Annotated in this window: 18 protein-coding genes and 1 pseudogene; 8 read left to right on the top strand and 11 right to left on the bottom strand. The window is 64.1% G+C overall.

The window, feature by feature from the left end:
• Window positions 1–110, bottom strand: a pseudogene (locus EOA23_RS36525) (HlyD family secretion protein); the annotation flags it as partial.
• A complete protein-coding gene (locus EOA23_RS21095) occupies window positions 107–811 on the bottom strand; it encodes a DUF1956 domain-containing protein (RefSeq protein ID WP_127305566.1) in 705 nt (234 codons plus the stop codon). The pseudogene EOA23_RS36525 and the gene EOA23_RS21095, both read right to left, overlap by 4 nt.
• 91 nt (window positions 812–902) lie before the next feature.
• On the opposite strand from EOA23_RS21095, the gene EOA23_RS21090 reads away from it, so the two are divergent.
• Together EOA23_RS21090 and EOA23_RS21085 are read left to right on the top strand one after the other, a co-directional pair.
• Entirely contained in the window at window positions 903–1,376 is a 474-nt protein-coding gene (locus EOA23_RS21090; protein ID WP_126080268.1) for a CYTH domain-containing protein, read from the top strand.
• Window positions 1,373–2,194 carry a CHAD domain-containing protein gene (locus EOA23_RS21085; protein ID WP_127305565.1) on the top strand — a complete coding sequence of 274 codons (822 nt, stop codon included), beginning with the start codon at window positions 1,373–1,375 and terminating at the stop codon, window positions 2,192–2,194. The genes EOA23_RS21090 and EOA23_RS21085 overlap by 4 nt, the downstream gene beginning before the upstream one ends.
• A 108-nt stretch (window positions 2,195–2,302) precedes the next feature.
• On the opposite strand, the gene EOA23_RS21080 is transcribed toward EOA23_RS21085, so the two are convergent.
• Both EOA23_RS21080 and EOA23_RS21075 read right to left on the bottom strand, forming a co-directional pair.
• Window positions 2,303–3,679: an adenylate/guanylate cyclase domain-containing protein gene (locus tag EOA23_RS21080; protein WP_127305564.1), complete on the bottom strand. Its 1,377-nt coding sequence runs from the start codon at window positions 3,677–3,679 to the stop codon at window positions 2,303–2,305.
• A 219-nt stretch (window positions 3,680–3,898) separates the two neighbouring features.
• Window positions 3,899–4,705 (bottom strand): helix-turn-helix transcriptional regulator, encoded by an 807-nt coding sequence (locus EOA23_RS21075; RefSeq protein WP_127305563.1) that lies wholly within the window; start codon window positions 4,703–4,705, stop codon window positions 3,899–3,901.
• Window positions 4,706–4,818: 113 nt separating this feature from the next.
• Between EOA23_RS21075 and EOA23_RS21070 the strand changes: the two genes are divergently transcribed.
• Window positions 4,819–5,682, top strand: a complete 864-nt coding sequence (locus tag EOA23_RS21070) for an SMP-30/gluconolactonase/LRE family protein (protein WP_127305562.1) — start codon at window positions 4,819–4,821, stop codon at window positions 5,680–5,682.
• Window positions 5,683–5,779: 97 nt separating this feature from the next.
• Window positions 5,780–6,706 (top strand): DMT family transporter, encoded by a 927-nt coding sequence (locus EOA23_RS21065; RefSeq protein ID WP_127305561.1) that lies wholly within the window; start codon window positions 5,780–5,782, stop codon window positions 6,704–6,706.
• Window positions 6,707–6,728: 22 nt separating this feature from the next.
• Here the strand turns inward: EOA23_RS21065 and EOA23_RS21060 are convergent, their stop codons facing one another.
• From EOA23_RS21060 to EOA23_RS21050, 3 genes are all read right to left on the bottom strand, one after another.
• A complete protein-coding gene (locus EOA23_RS21060; protein WP_127305560.1) occupies window positions 6,729–6,998 on the bottom strand; it encodes a helix-turn-helix transcriptional regulator in 270 nt (89 codons plus the stop codon).
• A gap of 78 nt (window positions 6,999–7,076) precedes the next feature.
• Window positions 7,077–7,787, bottom strand: a complete 711-nt coding sequence (locus EOA23_RS21055) for a phosphatase PAP2 family protein (protein ID WP_127305559.1) — start codon at window positions 7,785–7,787, stop codon at window positions 7,077–7,079.
• A 14-nt stretch (window positions 7,788–7,801) separates the two neighbouring features.
• The gene (locus EOA23_RS21050; protein ID WP_127305558.1) at window positions 7,802–8,140 is read right to left on the bottom strand and encodes a hypothetical protein; all 339 of its coding nucleotides are present in this window, start codon (window positions 8,138–8,140) and stop codon (window positions 7,802–7,804) included.
• A gap of 247 nt (window positions 8,141–8,387) precedes the next feature.
• On the opposite strand from EOA23_RS21050, the gene EOA23_RS21045 reads away from it, so the two are divergent.
• A complete protein-coding gene (locus tag EOA23_RS21045; RefSeq protein WP_127305557.1) occupies window positions 8,388–10,385 on the top strand; it encodes a PhoX family phosphatase in 1,998 nt (665 codons plus the stop codon).
• A gap of 192 nt (window positions 10,386–10,577) precedes the next feature.
• Complete coding sequence (locus EOA23_RS21040; protein ID WP_042637313.1) at window positions 10,578–10,802, top strand: hypothetical protein; 225 nt, start codon at window positions 10,578–10,580, stop codon at window positions 10,800–10,802.
• A gap of 12 nt (window positions 10,803–10,814) precedes the next feature.
• Here the strand turns inward: EOA23_RS21040 and EOA23_RS21035 are convergent, their stop codons facing one another.
• Together EOA23_RS21035 and EOA23_RS21030 are read right to left on the bottom strand one after the other, a co-directional pair.
• On the bottom strand, window positions 10,815–11,495 hold the full coding sequence (locus EOA23_RS21035) for a GNAT family N-acetyltransferase (RefSeq protein WP_127305556.1): 681 nt from the start codon (window positions 11,493–11,495) through the stop codon (window positions 10,815–10,817).
• On the bottom strand, window positions 11,492–11,977 hold the full coding sequence (locus EOA23_RS21030) for a MarR family transcriptional regulator (protein WP_127305555.1): 486 nt from the start codon (window positions 11,975–11,977) through the stop codon (window positions 11,492–11,494). The genes EOA23_RS21035 and EOA23_RS21030 overlap by 4 nt, the downstream gene beginning before the upstream one ends.
• Window positions 11,978–12,210: 233 nt before the next feature.
• On the opposite strand from EOA23_RS21030, the gene EOA23_RS21025 reads away from it, so the two are divergent.
• Window positions 12,211–13,248, top strand: coding sequence for a phosphatidylglycerol lysyltransferase domain-containing protein (locus tag EOA23_RS21025; RefSeq protein ID WP_127305554.1), 1,038 nt, complete (start codon window positions 12,211–12,213; stop codon window positions 13,246–13,248).
• A 286-nt stretch (window positions 13,249–13,534) separates the two neighbouring features.
• Here the strand turns inward: EOA23_RS21025 and EOA23_RS21020 are convergent, their stop codons facing one another.
• Together EOA23_RS21020 and EOA23_RS21015 are read right to left on the bottom strand one after the other, a co-directional pair.
• Window positions 13,535–14,296 (bottom strand): ABC transporter permease, encoded by a 762-nt coding sequence (locus tag EOA23_RS21020; RefSeq protein WP_127305553.1) that lies wholly within the window; start codon window positions 14,294–14,296, stop codon window positions 13,535–13,537.
• Window positions 14,293–15,219, bottom strand: coding sequence for an ABC transporter ATP-binding protein (locus EOA23_RS21015; RefSeq protein WP_127305552.1), 927 nt, complete (start codon window positions 15,217–15,219; stop codon window positions 14,293–14,295). The genes EOA23_RS21020 and EOA23_RS21015 overlap by 4 nt, the downstream gene beginning before the upstream one ends.
• 313 nt (window positions 15,220–15,532) lie before the next feature.
• On the opposite strand from EOA23_RS21015, the gene EOA23_RS21010 reads away from it, so the two are divergent.
• Entirely contained in the window at window positions 15,533–16,159 is a 627-nt protein-coding gene (locus EOA23_RS21010; RefSeq protein WP_127305551.1) for a CDGSH iron-sulfur domain-containing protein, read from the top strand.
• Window positions 16,160–16,255: the final 96 nt, after the last annotated feature.

The raw sequence follows: 16,255 nt of genomic DNA, 5'->3' as shown, positions 1-16,255 counted from the left end.
GGCGCCATCAGCACATATTCGCCTTCGACATAGCCGACGGCGAGGGGTGCCGCCGGCGCGCAGGCGCCGAACAGTTGGGCCGCGAGCGGCAACGAACAGAGAAAGCTCATGATTTGCCCTTCTTGCCGGCGGGCGCATCGCGCGCCGCCAGCATTGCCCTGAGATTGCCGGTCGTGACCGCCACCACCTTGGCGGCCTCTTTCTCGCCGATCTCGCGCCAGCCCATCCGGCGCATCACCGCTTCGCGTCCGATGCGGAAATAGAGGACTTGGCCGATCATGGTGAAAACGGTGAGCCGGGTTGCCTCGCTCTCGGCCGGTTCGCCGGTCGCCTGCTCCCAGATCTGGCACAGCCGCCGGTGCGTCGGCTCGAAGACGCCGGCATAGATGCGGTCGAGCGCGGCGGTCGGATGAGAGAGCTCGCGAAGTACGAATTGTACGATCTCGCCCGCCTGAGGACTGACGACGACGAAACCCACCATCCGCTCCAGCGCGGCGAAGAGCTGTGCCCTGGCGGCTTCCGGGTTTGCCGGGGTGGTCGCCTGGGCGCCGCCCAGCGCCTGGCCGGCTATGCGCTGGATGGTTTCGACGATGAAGTCGGCGGCGGCGGCGCGCAGGCCTTCCTTGCCGCCAAAATGATAGGCGATCGAGCCGATATTGGCCTTGGCTTCCGCCGCGATTTGGCGCGTCGACGTGCCGTCGAACCCCTGCCGCCCGAACAGCTTGAGCGCCGCATGCATCAGCGCCGCGCGCGTCTGCTCGGCGGTGGTGGCCTCGCGCTGCTGCCTTTTCGCACTTGATCGCTTTTCCATGTCCCGATTTTAATCAATCGATTGATTAAAGTCAAATTTGACTTTTGAGTCCGCTTGCCTTCCCGGTCCCCACAGGCTTTAGTGCGCGGCCATGGGCAAGGAAGTCGAGCGTAAATTCCTGGTCTCCAGTTCCGCCTGGCGAGACGAGGTCGAGGCGGAGATCCGCATTCGACAGTTCTATGTCGCCGCCCAGCCCGGCCGCACCGTGCGCGTGCGCATCTCGGACGGGCGCTCCGCCAAGCTGACGCTGAAGTTCGGCGTCAGGGCGCGCGAGCGAGACGAATTCGAATATTCGATCCCGCTCGCCGAGGCCGAGGAATTGATGGCCTTTGCCATCGGACGTGTCATCGAGAAGACACGCCACCATGTTAGACACCGTGGCTATCTCTATGAAGTCGATGTTTTCGGCGGCAAGCTCGCGGGGTTGGTGATCGCGGAGCTGGAGACGCCGGAGGACGTGTCTGACGAAATGCTGCCCGACTGGCTCGGTCGCGAGGTCACCGGCGAGTCGAGGTTCTACAACGCGTCGCTGGCCCTCGGGGGGATACCGGAGATCGCCGCATGAGCTTCCGCATCGATCCGCGCTTGCCGCTGACCGGCGAGGTCAGGCGCATATTGGCCGACGAGATCGGCAGGGCCATCAGCCATCTCGAGACGGCGCGCGAGAAGCCGGAGCAGGGGCTGCACAAATGCCGCAAGCGGCTGAAGAGCGTGCGCGCCTTGCTGCGCCTGGTTCGTTCCGGGGACGAACCGTTCTGCCAGACCGAGAACGAATGCTACAAACAGGTCTCGGCGCTGCTCGCCGGCCCGCGTGAGGCGACGGCGCTCATCGAGACCGTCGATCGTCTCGCCGATGCCTTTCCGGAGCAATCGGCCGGCGGCGGTCTCGAGCCCATGCGCGAACGGCTGGTGCTGCACCAGCACGAGATCCATGCCGGTCCCGGCCTCGACGCAGCCATCAATGCGGCGATAGCCGCCTGCCGGGAAGGCCTGGAGCGCATCGACCGGCTGGCGCTGCCCGACCAGCCGGAACAGGCGGCCAAGCAGCGACAGATGCATGGAATGGGTCTTGGCCGCCTGTGGCCGACGCCGATCAAGGCGCGCCGCAAGGCGGTCGACAGGCTCGGCGAGCAGCTCGGCGAATTGCACGACGTTTTCGTCATCCGTGCTCTGCTCGACGCCAAGGGCGAGCCGCTCGGCCCCGCCGACGAGACGAAGCTTCTGCGCAAGCTCTTGAAGCGCTCCGAGAAGAGCCTGACCAAGGCCTGCCTCGCCGATGCCGCCGAGCTGTTCGGCGACAGCCCGAAACGCTCGGCCAAAAGACTCGCCCGCAAGGCGCGCGACGACCTCGCCGCGCCGCAGGAAGAAGCAAAGGCTGCCTGATCGCGGCGCTCATGCACGTGATGGCTTTCGGCCTGGGTCAGGACATGCCTACGGCGTGGCCTACCGAGATCTGGCCGACGGCGGAGGCGTTTCGCATGGCGGCCTGTATCAGGCTGAAACCGCAACAGCGCCTTGGTCCTCGGCTCTGTGCTCGACCCAGACATGGACCGGTTCGTCCCGGCCGCGGACGCTGACTAGCCCATGATCGCTCGCATTCAACTGTGTCGTGGGCGATTCCGCCCTTGCGGCCTCTGTCAGTCGTGACCCAAAGCAAATACTCGCCCGAAGCTCGCGGCAGAGCGACTGCAAACGGCTGGCGACATTGACGGTGTCTCCAACCACCGCGAACGACAGATTGCGCTCGCTGCCGACCGCGCCGATAACGACTGCGCCATATTGTGCACCGATGCGAATGTCCAGCGACGGGTATCCCCTGGACACACGCTGCACATTCCATGCTTCGACAGCGGTGACCATCGCTTCCGCGCACTTGATGGCCCGGGTCGCGTCGTCATGGCTGGTTTGCGGAACCCCGAATGTCGCCATGATGCAATCGCCGATATAGTTGTCGACCGTGCCATTGTGGTCGAAGACGACCTGCTCCATGCGGCGGTGGAACTGACGCAGAAGTTCGAACACGGCTTCGGCCGGATTATTCTCGGAATAGTTTGTGAAGCCCACGATATCGGCGAACAGCACCGCGATATCCTGCCGGCGGACCGGGCCGAAGGGCTCGTCATCCGCGGCGAGCTGGTCGACCACATTGGGCGAAAAATGCCGGGCGAGATTGGCCCGGGCGCGCTCCGCCTTGACATAGTCTTCCGACAGACGCCGGGAACGGGAGACGACGAGCGCCATGATCGCGCCGATGATCAGCACAACCAACACGTTGGTCGCCTGCGCGAATGTATCGACGAAATTGGGGTTGAGATAGAGGTTCAGTCGCTCTGCCATCGGCAGCGAATAGAGGTTCGTCGCCGGAATGACGGTTCCCGGATGAAAAACTACCCATCCCACCCCGATTGCCCATGTCAAAGCCGCGAGCGCGCCGAGATAGAGCGCCAATCGTGGCGAAAGAGTCAGCGCGCCAAGGCATACGAAAATCAACAGGAATTTGAAGCTGCCCTCGCGCAGTTGCATCGCAGCCGGCGTGACCTCCGGGGAAAACGGGTTGGGCATTACCAGCAGAACGGTCAACAGAACGATGTCCAGCGTGCCGACGAGGTAACCGATCCACCATGGCGCCGTCGGGCGGCGTGCAAAGAGAAACTGGATCAGGCCGACAAGCTGGAACAGCACGAGGCCTGCCAGCACGAAAAGCAGGGCGGCATCCCAGCGGCTGATCAATGAAAAAAAGCAGGAGATCACGGCGAGCGATGAGGTACGCGCCCAGAACTGCAATCCAGCACCTTGCCGTTCTGCGCGCTCCCGCAATTTTTGCAGGCGCGAATGGCGGCGAAGCTCAAGTGTTGGCGCGGTCGGCATTGGATCACTTCGATTTCGCATTCGGCAAACCCGCCCACCACTGTCCGGCAAATCAGTGCGCGAATTCTATCATGAATGTTGATGCCGGATTTCTATTCTATCCCGAGGCGTCCTACGGGCTCGGTCGGCGTCGCTGGCGGCAAGCCGATGGCGAGGATGGCGGCAGTCCGCGCCGATGGAGCGGCGCGCGACAAGCTCGATCGCCAGATGCAATCCTGCTCAAGATGATTGGTCAGCCGGCAAGGGGCGGCGTCCCTTTGCAGGAGGGGCGGCCTGGGCACCCGCATCACGCGGATGCGGGCCGATCGGCATGATCGCCGGAAAGGGCGTTGCGCCGAAGGCGAAGGTCCATTTGTAGCCGATGAGCTGGTCCTCCGGCGTGGTGTGCTGGTCGTGATGGGCAAGCAGCCGGGCGCGTTCGGCGAGCTCGTCGGCCTCGCGGCGCAGCATCTCGGCCGTTTGCGGCCGCATGCGCCGGGAGAAACTGACGAAAGTCGCGCCCTGCTCCATATGGCCAAGCGCCCAGCCGACAAAATTCTTGTTGGTCATCTCGAAATGCGGCTTCAGTGGCCCTTCGAAATTCCACTGGATCGGGGTGTCGACGAGCAGCCTTGCCGACAGACCGCGCCCCAGCGCCACCAGCCCTAGATCCTCGAGGTCGCGCAGATAGAGGAACATCGAGGCTTCACTCAGGCCTTGCGAGCGCATGATGCCTTCGGGCGTGAATTTCTCCGACAGCATGATGAAGACGAAGAGCAGCGCCGGCCGCGCCGCCAGCCTGCGCTCGATCTCCGGCGAAACGCGGTTGGCCGGACCCGGCCCGCGATTCATCGCGCCGAGCACATTCTCCAGCTCGACGTCCGCCGCGGCGCAGATCTCCATCAGCCGGTCGAGCTTGCAGTTCTTCTCATGGAAGATCCGCTTCACCGTAGGCTCGGAAATGCCCATGCGCTCCGCAAGCGTCCGGTAGGTCAGGCCCTTGGCCTTCAGCGTCCGTTTCAGCGCCTCGAAGATCGGGCCGTTCATGGAATGCGCCTCATTCATGCGATTTCGTATCGATCCTCGATACTAGCGACGAACCGTCTTTCCGAAAAGTATCGAAAAATTTAGCTCTCCCCCCGTCACCACAGGAGAGCACCATGAACACCCTCATCGCTTCGACCGTCATCGCCGTCGCCGGCATCGCGACGGCTCCGGCTGCGCAGGCCGGCGAGCTCTGGCGCGCCACCGGCTTCGAGCAGCCGGAATCCGTGCTTGCTGACGCCGCCCACAACCGCATCGTCGTCTCCAACATCGTCGGCAATCCCGGCGCGGCGGACGGCAATGGCTATTTGTCGCTTCTGTCGATGGACGGCAAGATCATCGCCCGCCACTGGGTCGACGGCATGGATGCGCCCAAGGGCATGGCGATTTCCGGAGGCAGGCTCTACGCCGCGGACATCACCAAGGTGCGCGTCGTCGATCTCGCCAGCGGCAGGCTGGTCGAGACCATCGACGTGCCGGGCTCCGTCTTCCTCAACGATATGACGCAGGACAGCGCGGGCAAGGTCTATGTCAGCGACATGCTGTCCGACACCATCTACCGCATCGACGGCGACAAGCCGGAGCTGTTCGTCAAGGACCCGCTGCTTGCCTCGCCCAATGGCGTATTCGCGGATGGCGACAGGCTGATCGTCGCGTCCTGGGGCAAGGGCATCAACAAGGCCGATTTCAGCACCGCCGAACCCGGCGGACTGCTGTCGGTCGACCTCGTCACGAAGACGATCACGCCGCTGCCCGGCGCTCAAAACTTCGCCGACCTCGACGGTGTCATCGCCATTGGCGGTACCATCTACGCCACGGCCTACATGACCGGCACGCTTTACAGCTACAAGCCCGGCGGCAAGCCGGAAGCGGTAGTGCAATTCAAGCCGGGCAGCGCCGATATCGGCACCGATGGCAAGGCAACCATCTACGTGCCGCTGATGGGGGAGGGTGAGGTCGCGGCGCTCGGTATCGACTGAGGCCTCGTGGCGGAAACGACGCCGATCGGGATTGGACCGGCCATATCGGCGACGCTGCCATCTGGTTGCGCCGTTCGCTTCGCGATATCCGGCTGCCATGAGCGATGCCGCGAAGACATCCAGCCTGACCGGCGCCGTTTCTCCAACCCTCCCCGTGCTCACATGCGCGCTGGCGATTTTCCTGCTGTCCGGCATGGACGCGGCCATGAAGTCGCTGACAATAGCGGTCGGCGTCTACAACACGCTGCTGTGGCGCAGCATGGTCTCGACCCTGGTCGCGGGTGTGGCATGGTCGGCGGGGCCGCGCTCGAAGCCGCGCCTTCCGGTGCTGGGCCTGCATGCGTTGCGCGCCGCGATTGTCGGCATCGTCCTGGTCTCGTTCTTCTGGGGCCTGGCCAGGCTGCCGCTCGCCGAGGCGATCGGGCTCAGCTTCGTCGCGCCGCTGTTCGCGCTTTTCCTTGCAGCATTGCTGCTGGGCGAGCGCATTCGGCGGCAGGCCGTGTGGGCATCGCTTGCCGGCATCGCCGGCGTCGCGATCATCCTGTCCGGGCAGTTCGGGCGGGAAAGCTATTCACAGGATGCCGTGCTCGGCACCGCGGCGGTGCTCGTATCGACGGTGTTCTACGGCTACAATCTGGTGCTTGCCCGGCAGCAGGCTCTATTGGCCAAGCCGGTCGAGATCATGCTATTTCAAAACCTCTTCGTTGGGATCATCCTTGGTTGCGCAGCACCTTGGCTCGCGGTTGGGCTGCCGGGCGATCTCTGGCTTCCCGTGGCCGGGGTGGCGCTGCTGTCGCTCGCCGGGCAATTCCTGATGAGCTGGTCCTACGCCCGTGCCGAAGCGCAATTTCTGATCCCGACCGAATACTCGGCCTTCATCTGGGCGATCGCGCTCGGCTGGTTCTTCTTCGGCGAGAAGCTGGCCTGGACCACGCTGGCCGGCGCATGCCTCATCGTCGCCGGCTGCCTGATCGCCGCGCGCGCCAATCCGAAGCTTGCCGAGCCGATCGAAGCGGCGATGTGAGGCGATCTTCCAGGCCGGCGGCTTAACCTTGCGGGTTCTGCGCCGCTGCGGCCTTGAGGCGCACGCCCCTGCCGCCGCGCTCGCTGGCCTGGTTGTCGCCGATCAGCTCCACGCCGACATCATCGAGCGCCTGGATGACCTTCATCAGCGTGTCGACCACGCCCCTGACCACGCCCTCGCTCGCTTCCATCCGCTGGATCGTCGGCAGCGAGACCCCGGCACGCTCGGCGAGCGCCTTCTGGTCGATGCCGGTCAACGCCCGCGCGGCGCGCATCTGTGCGGCAGTGATCATCGGCCGGAACCTGTTTCTGGAGATATCAAAGATGTATATTTTAAAGATTACAACGTCTCAAGCATCATTTTAAATGCTTCAGCCATCGATATCGCTGTCGGCCACCACTTTGCGCCGCTGCAGCAGGCGTGCCGCGAGCCAGCACAGCATGGCCCAGACGAAGCCCGCGCACCAGCCGGCAAGCACGTCGGACGGCCAATGCACGCCGAGATAGACGCGGCTGGTGCCGACCAGCACGGTGATCAGCACGGCAAGGCAAAGCACGAAGATTTTCGTCCGGCGATCCGGAAGGAAGCGCGCCGCTAAAGAGCCGAGCGTCAGATAGGTCACCGCCGACAGCATGGCGTGGCCGCTTGGAAAGGACAGCGACGTTTCGGTGGCAAGGTGCGAGACGAGGTCGGGCCGGGGCCGGTCGACTTCGTGCTTGAGCAAGGTGGAAAGCACTTGCCCGCCCGCCACCGCCGCGAACACGAACAGCGCGGTCGAAGGCCTGCGGATCAACATGAGATAGACGATCGTCGCGGTCGTGATCAGCACCAGCACCACGGTGCTGCCGAGCGCGGTGATGTCGCGCATCGCGCCCTGCAGCCAAAGCGGACCGATCGGGCTGTCCGGCTGCCCGGCATGGCGGAAGGCAAGCAGGATCTCGGTGTCGAAGGCGTGCGGCGCTGTGGCGCGCGCCACCTCCATCAATTCTTCAAAGCCCCACAGCCCGCCGGCGATGACCAACCCGGCCAGCAGCAGGGGGAATTCGATCTTGGCAAGCAATGCACCGACGGATGGCTTCATGAGAGGCTCGAGGGTTAGAGCTTCTGCATATAGGGCCCGAGCGTGATCAGGGCGACGGCGGCGATCGCCGGCACCATGCCGGTCGCCTGGAAAGTATTGAGCCGTTCGCCGAAAAAGGCGATGGCCACGACATTGACCGCGACAAGCTGGATCACCGCCGACAGGCTGAACGCCACCGACATGCCGAACTCGCGCACCAGCCTCAGCATGATCAGGTTGCCGGCGGTATAGAGCGCCAGCGTCACAAGGAGCTTGGCCAGGCTCGGCGCCAGCCCCCATTGCTTGGCCGCCATCGCCGCCAGCAGGAACATCACGGTCGAAATACCGAGCTGCGCCAATCCCCAGAAACTCACCCGCCGTCCCCTTTTTCAAGCGCCGTCGCCATGCCGGCCGCAGCCCTTGTTTCCGAAGCGGGCGAAGCCGTCAAGCTGGGCGCGGTCGATCCCACGTGCGTGTCAGGGATTGAAGCTGGCCCAGCCGCTGCTCAGCCAGCAAACCAATCTTGCGGTTTGATCACGGCGATGTCACGAAAATGTGATCGGCACGGTTTAGGGGTCGAATGGTCAACCCCAGCCACCTCAAGAAAGCCAGAGGAACACCATGACCGCGACCCCTGAGACCCGCTTCCGCACCAGCCAGCTCGAGGAGAATGACGGTCCGCCCGTCAACCCGACCGACAACCGCACCATGGGCGAGATCATCGCCGCGCGCTTCTCGCGCCGCGGGTTCCTCATGGGCTCGCTGGCCGTCTCGGCCATCGCCGCCACCGTCAGCCCGCTGGCGCTCGTCGCCGCCGACGAGGCGCGTGCCGCCGAGGCCTCGGCTTTCAAGTTCGACGAGCTCGAAGCCGGCATCGACGACAAGCACCATGTCGCGCCGGGCTATGATGCCGACGTGCTGTTGCGCTGGGGTGATCCGCTGTTTGCCGATTCGCCGGAGTTCGATCCGCTGAAGCAGTCGGCCGAGGCTCAAGCAAAACAGTTCGGCTACAACAACGACTATGTCGGCTACATCCCGATCGACGGCTCGGCGGAGCACGGGCTACTGGTCGTCAACCACGAATACACCAATCCGCATCTGATGTTCCCCGGCATCGTTTCGATCGTCGAGAAGGACGGCAAGAAGGCCGCCGAGGTCGCGCCGCTGACGAAGGAGCAGGTCGATGTCGAGATGGCCGCGCATGGCGGCACCATCGTCGAGATACGCAAGGAAGGCGGCAAATGGCAGGTGGTGCGCGACGGCAAGCTCAACCGGCGCATCACCTCCACCACCGAGATGGCGCTCTCCGGCCCGGTCGCCGGCCACGACCGCGTCAAGACCAATGCCGATCCCTCCGGCGCCAAGGTCATCGGCACGCTCAACAATTGCGCCGGCGGTGTCACGCCCTGGGGCACCTACGTGATGGCCGAGGAGAACATCCATGGCTATTTCTCGGGCGAATTGCCGGAAGGCCACAAGGAAGCCGCCAATTACAAGCGCCTCGGCATTCCCGAAGGCGCCTATGAATGGGGCGCCCATTACGACCGCTTCAACCTTGCCAAGGAGCCGAACGAGCCCAATCGTTTCGGCTGGATCGTCGAGGTCGACGTCAACGATCCGGCTTCGGTGCCGAGGAAGCGCACCGCCATGGGCCGTTTCAAGCATGAGGGCGCGGAGTCGATCGTCGCCAGGGACGGCCGCGTCGTCTTCTATCTCGGCGACGACGAGCGCTTCGACTATGTCTACAAGTTCGTCACCGCCGGTACGTTCAACCCCAATGACCGCGCCGCCAACATGAACCTGCTCGACGACGGCACGCTCTACGTGGCGAGGTTCGCCGAGGACGGTTCGGTCGAATGGATGCCGATCGTCTTTAGGCAGGGCCCGCTGACGGCGCAGAACGGCTTCGCGTCCCAGGCCGACGTGCTGATCGAGACGCGGCGCGCCGCAGACCTGCTCGGCGCCACCAAGATGGACCGGCCGGAGGACATCCAGCCCAACGCCGGCAACGGCAAGGTCTATGTCATGCTGACCAACAATTCCAAGCGCAAGGCCGAGCAGGTCGACGCCGCCAACCCGCGTGCTTCCAACGCCTTCGGCCACATCATCGAGATCGTCGAGGAGGGTGGCGACTTCGCCGCCACCAAGGGCAGGTGGGAAGTGCTGCTCAAATGCGGCGATCCGTCCGTCGCCGATGTCGGCGCCACCTTCTCGACCGCGACCACCGCGCATGGCTGGTTCGGCATGCCGGACAATTGCGCCGTCGATTCCGCCGGGCGCCTGTGGGTCGCCACCGACGGCCAGGGCCCGAAAGCCACCGGCCGCACCGACGGCCTGTGGGCGGTCGACACGGAAGGCGCGGCGCGGGCGACCTCAAAGCTGTTCTTCCGCGTGCCGATCGGCGCCGAGATGTGCGGCCCGCTTTTCGCGCCCGACGACCAGACGGCTTTCGTCGCCGTCCAGCATCCGGGCGACGGCGGCGAGGACTGGGAAGGCTTCGGCCGCCCGTCCTATTACGAGGATCCGTCGACCCGCTGGCCGGACTTCAAGCCGGACATGCCGGTGCGGCCGTCCGTCGTTGCGATCACAAAGCAGGGAGGCGGCAAGATCGCGGTGTGAGGACACTATCTCTTTGTTTTTATGCAATTCCGGACGGAAAACCGCTCACCCTTTTCCTGGAATTGCTCTAGGCGCCCGACATGGCGGGGGCTCGGCAGGATCCGAGCCCCTCTATTTGGTTGAAGTCGATCAAGCCACAGGAAAGATTGATCTTTTATAGGTGGCGCCCTAGCTCCTCGCCAGGAGATCGCCATGCCGAAGTCCATTTATGACCGTGGCCTGCTGAAACCCGCCCAGGTCGCCACCTTGCAACGCGTCTTCGATGAAGCCTGCCGAAGTCGCGAGGCGCATCCCGAATCGGCCGAGGCGCGGGAGATCGCACTGACTGTGCTCGCGCTCTACAATGCCGGCATGGTCGATGAAGAGATGCTGATGGAGACGGTTTGCTTCCGTCGGCCGAAGTCGAAAACCGCCTGATCCAGACAGCCGCTATCCCGCCCGCTGAACCACCGCGATGTTCATCGCGCTGCGCAGCCGGAAGCCGATCGACTCGTAGAGCTTTATCGCCGCTGCATTGTTGGCAAAGGCGTGCAGATATGGCACCTCGCCACGCGCCATGATGCGGTTGGCCACGAACAGCGACAACAGCCTGGCGAGGCCGCCGCCGCGAAAATCCGGATGCGAGCACACGCCGCTGAGCTCCGAATAGCCGGGCTGCTTCATGCGCTCGCCGGCCATCGCGGCCAGCCTGCCGTCGATCTTCACGCCCCAGAATTCGCCGAGGCTCAAGGCTTCCAGCGTGAACGGGCCAGGCTTCGTCAACGAGGCGAGCGCGAGCATCTCGGCCGCGTCCTGCCGCGTCAATTGCTCGATCCGGGGATCGGCGACCGTCTGCAAGGCTTTCCCGGCAATCATCTGCACGGCACCGGCGGTCATCGTCGCGACAAGCGCCGGCGGCAGGACAATGTTCTCGGCCTGAGCCAGGATGACGGTTTCGCCAGCGGGAACGAGCCTTCCGAGCGCGTGCAGGTTTTCCGGATCGTCGGTCGCCGTGGCGGCGAACGGGATGATCGATGGCCGGTACCGGCGCGCGAGATCGTCACCCTCGGAGAAAGTCCTCTGTCGCGTTCCGAGCGCGCTCCAGACAGGACGGTCGAGCATATGCTTCATGGCGCAGCGACCCTTTCGGCGCGACGGTGGAGCGGCGTCTCGGCCAGCCGGTCCTCGATGGCGGCAAGCTGGCCGAGCAGCGGCCCGGAAAGATCGGCGCACAGATCCGCGACGGCATTTTCGATGCTCGGCCAGATGTCCTGTTTCGCCCGGTCGACCAGCCGTCTGCCGTTGCCGGTCAGCGAAACGATCCTGCGCCGCTGGTCGTCATCCGCAGGATTGACCTCCACCAACCCCAACTCGGCAAGCAGCGCCACGCTTCGCGTTACGCCTGGCTGCGCGACGCCCAGTGATTGCGCCAGCTCACCGACCGGCAGCGGCCCCAGCCGGTCGAGCGCGGCGAGCAGCGGGTACTGGCTCGACTGGATGCGCATGTCGAGGCGGTCGAGCACGCGCTGCGTATCGGCCTGCAACTGCTCGCCTATGCGTTTCATCCGGCTGCCGAGGCAGAGAAAGCCGAGAGACCGCAGAACGTCTTCCATAGCGCGCTCGCCAGATATCGATAACGTGATATATAACATTGCATGGAAAGATCAAGCCGGTGCTCGCAGGGGCGTTTCCCGCGGCGGGTCGCCGATGCCGGACGCTTTGCGACCTTTGCCCTTCATTCGCCGTCAATTGCATCCTATATCGCTGACGCGACGTTGGCCGGCAGCGGTCGCCAGCGATTCGCGACCTGAGGGGGCAGGTCATCACTTCTTGGCACGCGGAGCTCATGGCGCCCCTGCGCATCTATTTCGACAGGCTTCTCGATGCCGTGGCACCCAAGGTTCCGCGGCGCGAGTTGAGCGATGAGGAGCGCCTGGCGCTGGTGCGCCGCCACGGCGATTTCTCGCTCGCCTATTCCACGGCCGTGCAGCAGAAGCTGTCCTATTTCGGCGACGGCGACGGCTACATCGCCTTCGGCACCAAGATGAGCCGTCATTTCGCGCTGGGCGATCCGGTGGCCGACCCGGCGGACCGCCCGGCCTATATCAAGCGATTCGTCGAGGCGGCCGGCAGCCCCTGGTTCGTGCAGATCGGCGCCGACACGGCCAAGGTGCTCGCCGGTCTCGGCTACCGGGTCAACCGGCTCGGCATCGACACCAGGCTGCTTTTGCCGGCGCATGATTTTTCCGGCAAGCGCAACGAGACGGTGCGCTATTCCGAGCGCTGGCTGGCGAAGAAGGGTTTTCTCCTCGCCGAGGGCACGGGCGACCTGCTGCAGGAAGAGATCAAGCAGCTTTCCGCCGACTGGCGCAAAAAGCGCATCATCAAGCGCTGGGAGATGGGTTTCCTCAACCGCCGCTTCTCCGAGGAGCTCGGCGCCGGCATGCGCCGCTTCCTCCTGCACAGCCCCGAAGGCCGGCTTCTCGCCATCCTGGATTTCGACCCGCTGTTTCGCGACGGCAAGGTGATCGGCTACACCACCGCCTTCAAGCGCAAGCAGACCGACGCGACGCCGCATGCCGAGGTCGGGCTGACCAAATTCGCCGTCGACCGCTTCCGCGAGGAAGGTATCTCGCAGGTGACGCTCGGCCTCTCGCCGCTGCTCGACATCGAGCCCAGCGGCTTCGCCGAATCGGATTTCTGGCGCAACGCCTTCCAGCGCGCCTACAACTCGCCCTGGGTCAACCGCTCGCGCTTCAACCTGCAGGGCCAGGCGGCCTTCAAGCGCCGCTTCCACGGTGTCGAGGAACCGACGTATATCGCCTTCCGCAAAGGAACCTTCGTGGAAATGCTGGGGCTGCTGCGCCTGACCAAGGCGATTTAGCGATATCACCACCTTTGCCGTTGGCCGACGCTTTGCAGCTTCGTCATCCCAGGGCGAAGCAGCCGCGAAGCGGCGTCGCGAAGACCCTGGGATCCATGCCGTTACCTCGCACGAAGAGTGCGGCGGCGCAGAATTCTGCGCCGTGAGCGACGCTCAGATGTAACGGCATGGATTCTATGGTCTGCGCGCGTCGCTCCGCTCCTTGCTCCGCCATAGAATGACGACGGACTGGCGTCGCGGCTAATTTTCCAAGCGTTGCGGCCGCTCAAGTGCTCTACAGCTTCGGTCAGTTCCTCAGCCGATATCCGGTCTTGAAGATCCACGCCACGATCGCGATGCAGATGGCCAAAAACACCAGCGTCATGCCAAGGCTGACGCCGACCGAGACGTCGGCCTTGCCGTAAAAGCTCCAGCGGAACCCGCTGATCAGGTAGACGACCGGGTTGAACAGCGTGACCGTCTTCCAGATGCCGGGCAGCATGTGGATGGAATAGAAGCTGCCGCCGAGGAAGGTGAGTGGCGTGACGATGAGGAGCGGCACCAGCTGCAGCTGCTCGAAGGTCTTGGCCCAGATGCCGATGATGAAGCCGAACAGGCTGAAGGTCACCGCCGTCAGCACCAGGAAGGCGATCATCCAGAACGGGTGCTCGATCCTGAGCGGCACGAACAGCGCGGCGGTGGCGAGGATGATCAGGCCGAGCATGATCGATTTTGTCGCCGCGCCCCCGACATAGGCGATGATGATCTCCAGGTATGACACCGGCGCCGACAAAAGCTCATAGATCGAGCCGACGAATTTCGGGAAATAGATGGCGAAGGAGGCATTCGAGATCGACTGCGTCAAGAGCGACAGCATCATCAGGCCCGGCACGATGAAGGCGCCGTAGGCGATGCCGTCGATCTCATTGATGCGCGAGCCGATGGCCGAGCCGAAGACGACGAAATAGAGCGATGTCGAGATGACCGGCGAGATGATGCTCTGCAGCACGGTGCGGAAGGCGCGCGCCATCTCCACCCGGTAGATCGCCCATACTGCCCGCAGGTTCATGGCTCTTGCCTCAGGAGATTGACGAAGATCTCTTCGAGCGAGCTGTTCTTGGTGTCGAGATCGCGGAACTGGACGCCGGCCGTCTCCAAGTCGCGGATCAGCGAAGCGACGCCCGGGCGGTCGCTCTGGTTGTCATAGGTGTAGGTGAGCTGGTTGCCGTCGGGGGACAGCTCCAATGAATAGCCAGAAAGCCCGTCCGGGACGGCGGCGAGCGGCGCGCGCAGCTCCAGTTTCATCTGCTTGCGGCCAAGCTTGCGCATCAGCTCGGCCTTGCCCTCGACCAGGATGATCTCGCCCTTGTTGATGACGCCGACGCGGTCGGCCATCGCCTCGGCTTCCTCGATATAATGCGTGGTGAGGATGATGGTGACGCCGTCCTCGCGCAGGCGCCTGACCATCGCCCACATGTCCTGGCGCAGCTCGACGTCGACGCCGGCCGTCGGTTCGTCGAGGAAAAGCACGCGTGGCTCGTGCGACAGGGCCTTGGCGATCATCAGCCGGCGCTTCATGCCGCCCGACAGCGTGATCGCCTTGGAATCCTTCTTCTCCCAGAGCGACAGGTCGCGCAGCACCTTCTCGACGAAATCCTTGTTTGGTGGCTTGCCGAACAGGCCGCGGCTGTAGTTCACCGTCGCCCAGACCGTTTCGAAGGCGTCGATGGTGAGTTCCTGCGGCACCAGCCCGATCAGGCTGCGCGCGGCGCGGTAATCCCGGCTGATGTCGTGGCCGTCGACCGTGACGCTGCCCGACGAGCGGTTGACGATGCCGCAGACGATCGAGATCAGCGTCGTCTTGCCGGCGCCGTTCGGCCCGAGCAGCGCGAAGATCTCGCCGCGCTCGATGTCGAGATTGATTTCCTTCAATGCCTTGAAGCCGGTGGCATAGGTTTTCGTGACACCGGAGATCGAGATGATGGATGACATGCTGAAAAACGGCCGGCTGGAAATTGTGACCTGATATAGGCCGGTTGCCGTTTTATGCAAACCGGCAATTGATGCCGCTCCTGACAGCTCTGGACAGTGGGTAAGCGATTAGAGACGCGACAATCTGGCAGCCAGCGCGCCATAGCAGCGGGCGCCCCTCTCTCAAGGGGGGAGCGCGGGAGATCAGCCGGCACCTCCCCTTTCGCCAATCTCTTAACGGTCGCTATTGCAGGGCTGCCCATCCTCCCAGCTTGACGCCCTTCGCTCCCGCGCCCTAAGCCTGGTCTCCATCCCAACAGGAGACCCCACCCATATGGCAGGCACGGTCGAAGGCGAGAAGATCGACGTTTCCTTCAGCGGCAAGCGCTGCATCCATTCGCGCAATTGCGTGCTCGGCAACCCGCATGTCTTCGTGCCGAACGCGCCGGGCGAGTGGATCCATCCGGAAGCGGCTGATGTCGAGCAGGTGGTGGCGCTGGCGCAGAACTGCCCGTCGGGCGCCATTACCTACAACCGCAAAGATGGCGGGCCGCAGGAGAAGCCGCCTGTGGTCAACACGGTGCGCGTCCGCGAGAATGGCCCGCTGGCGGTGCATGCAGAGATCGTGCTGGGTGACCAGACGTTCCTGCGCGCTACGCTCTGCCGCTGCGGCGCCTCGCAGAACAAGCCGTTCTGCGACAACAGCCACATCAAGGCCGGCTTCACCGCCACCGGCGAGCCGCCGCTGAAGGAAGCGCAGGTGCTGGACGCGAGGAATGGCCCGCTGACCGTGACCCCGACCAGCAACGGCCCGCTCAAGGTCGAAGGCAATGCCGAGCTCGTCACCGGCACGGGGCATACGATCGCTCGCACGACCAAGGTGTTCCTCTGCCGCTGCGGGCATTCGGCGAACAAGCCCTTTTGTGATGGGAGCCATAAAAGGGTGGGGTTTGAGGGGTAATCACGGAGGCTGGCGCGAGGCCCCCCTCTCTGCCCTGCCGGCCATCTCCCCCTCCAGGGGGGAGATCAGATGTCACGCCGGCTTTCGCCAATCGCC

It is taken from the genome of Mesorhizobium sp. M2A.F.Ca.ET.042.01.1.1, assembly GCF_003997405.1.
Classification (GTDB): Bacteria; Pseudomonadota; Alphaproteobacteria; order Rhizobiales; family Rhizobiaceae; genus Mesorhizobium.
This window is presented reverse-complemented; position numbering and strand designations above follow the sequence as displayed.

Excerpts from the sequence above, each read along its gene's own strand:
- EOA23_RS21010 (WP_127305551.1), top strand. The coding sequence starts at position 15,533 with ATGGCAGGCACGGTCGAAGGCGAGAAGATCGACGTTTCCTTCAGCGGC.
- EOA23_RS21085 (WP_127305565.1), top strand. The coding sequence starts at position 1,373 with ATGAGCTTCCGCATCGATCCGCGCTTGCCGCTGACCGGCGAGGTCAGG.
- EOA23_RS21015 (WP_127305552.1), bottom strand. The coding sequence starts at position 15,219 with ATGTCATCCATCATCTCGATCTCCGGTGTCACGAAAACCTATGCCACC.
- EOA23_RS21035 (WP_127305556.1), bottom strand. The coding sequence starts at position 11,495 with ATGAAGCATATGCTCGACCGTCCTGTCTGGAGCGCGCTCGGAACGCGA.
- EOA23_RS21060 (WP_127305560.1), bottom strand. The coding sequence starts at position 6,998 with ATGATCACTGCCGCACAGATGCGCGCCGCGCGGGCGTTGACCGGCATC.
- EOA23_RS21045 (WP_127305557.1), top strand. The coding sequence starts at position 8,388 with ATGACCGCGACCCCTGAGACCCGCTTCCGCACCAGCCAGCTCGAGGAG.
- EOA23_RS21040 (WP_042637313.1), top strand. The coding sequence starts at position 10,578 with ATGCCGAAGTCCATTTATGACCGTGGCCTGCTGAAACCCGCCCAGGTC.
- EOA23_RS21065 (WP_127305561.1), top strand. The coding sequence starts at position 5,780 with ATGAGCGATGCCGCGAAGACATCCAGCCTGACCGGCGCCGTTTCTCCA.
- EOA23_RS21070 (WP_127305562.1), top strand. The coding sequence starts at position 4,819 with ATGAACACCCTCATCGCTTCGACCGTCATCGCCGTCGCCGGCATCGCG.
- EOA23_RS21075 (WP_127305563.1), bottom strand. The coding sequence starts at position 4,705 with ATGAACGGCCCGATCTTCGAGGCGCTGAAACGGACGCTGAAGGCCAAG.
- EOA23_RS21020 (WP_127305553.1), bottom strand. The coding sequence starts at position 14,296 with ATGAACCTGCGGGCAGTATGGGCGATCTACCGGGTGGAGATGGCGCGC.
- EOA23_RS21025 (WP_127305554.1), top strand. The coding sequence starts at position 12,211 with ATGGCGCCCCTGCGCATCTATTTCGACAGGCTTCTCGATGCCGTGGCA.
- EOA23_RS21080 (WP_127305564.1), bottom strand. The coding sequence starts at position 3,679 with ATGCCGACCGCGCCAACACTTGAGCTTCGCCGCCATTCGCGCCTGCAA.
- EOA23_RS21055 (WP_127305559.1), bottom strand. The coding sequence starts at position 7,787 with ATGAAGCCATCCGTCGGTGCATTGCTTGCCAAGATCGAATTCCCCCTG.
- EOA23_RS21030 (WP_127305555.1), bottom strand. The coding sequence starts at position 11,977 with ATGGAAGACGTTCTGCGGTCTCTCGGCTTTCTCTGCCTCGGCAGCCGG.
- EOA23_RS21090 (WP_126080268.1), top strand. The coding sequence starts at position 903 with ATGGGCAAGGAAGTCGAGCGTAAATTCCTGGTCTCCAGTTCCGCCTGG.
- EOA23_RS21095 (WP_127305566.1), bottom strand. The coding sequence starts at position 811 with ATGGAAAAGCGATCAAGTGCGAAAAGGCAGCAGCGCGAGGCCACCACC.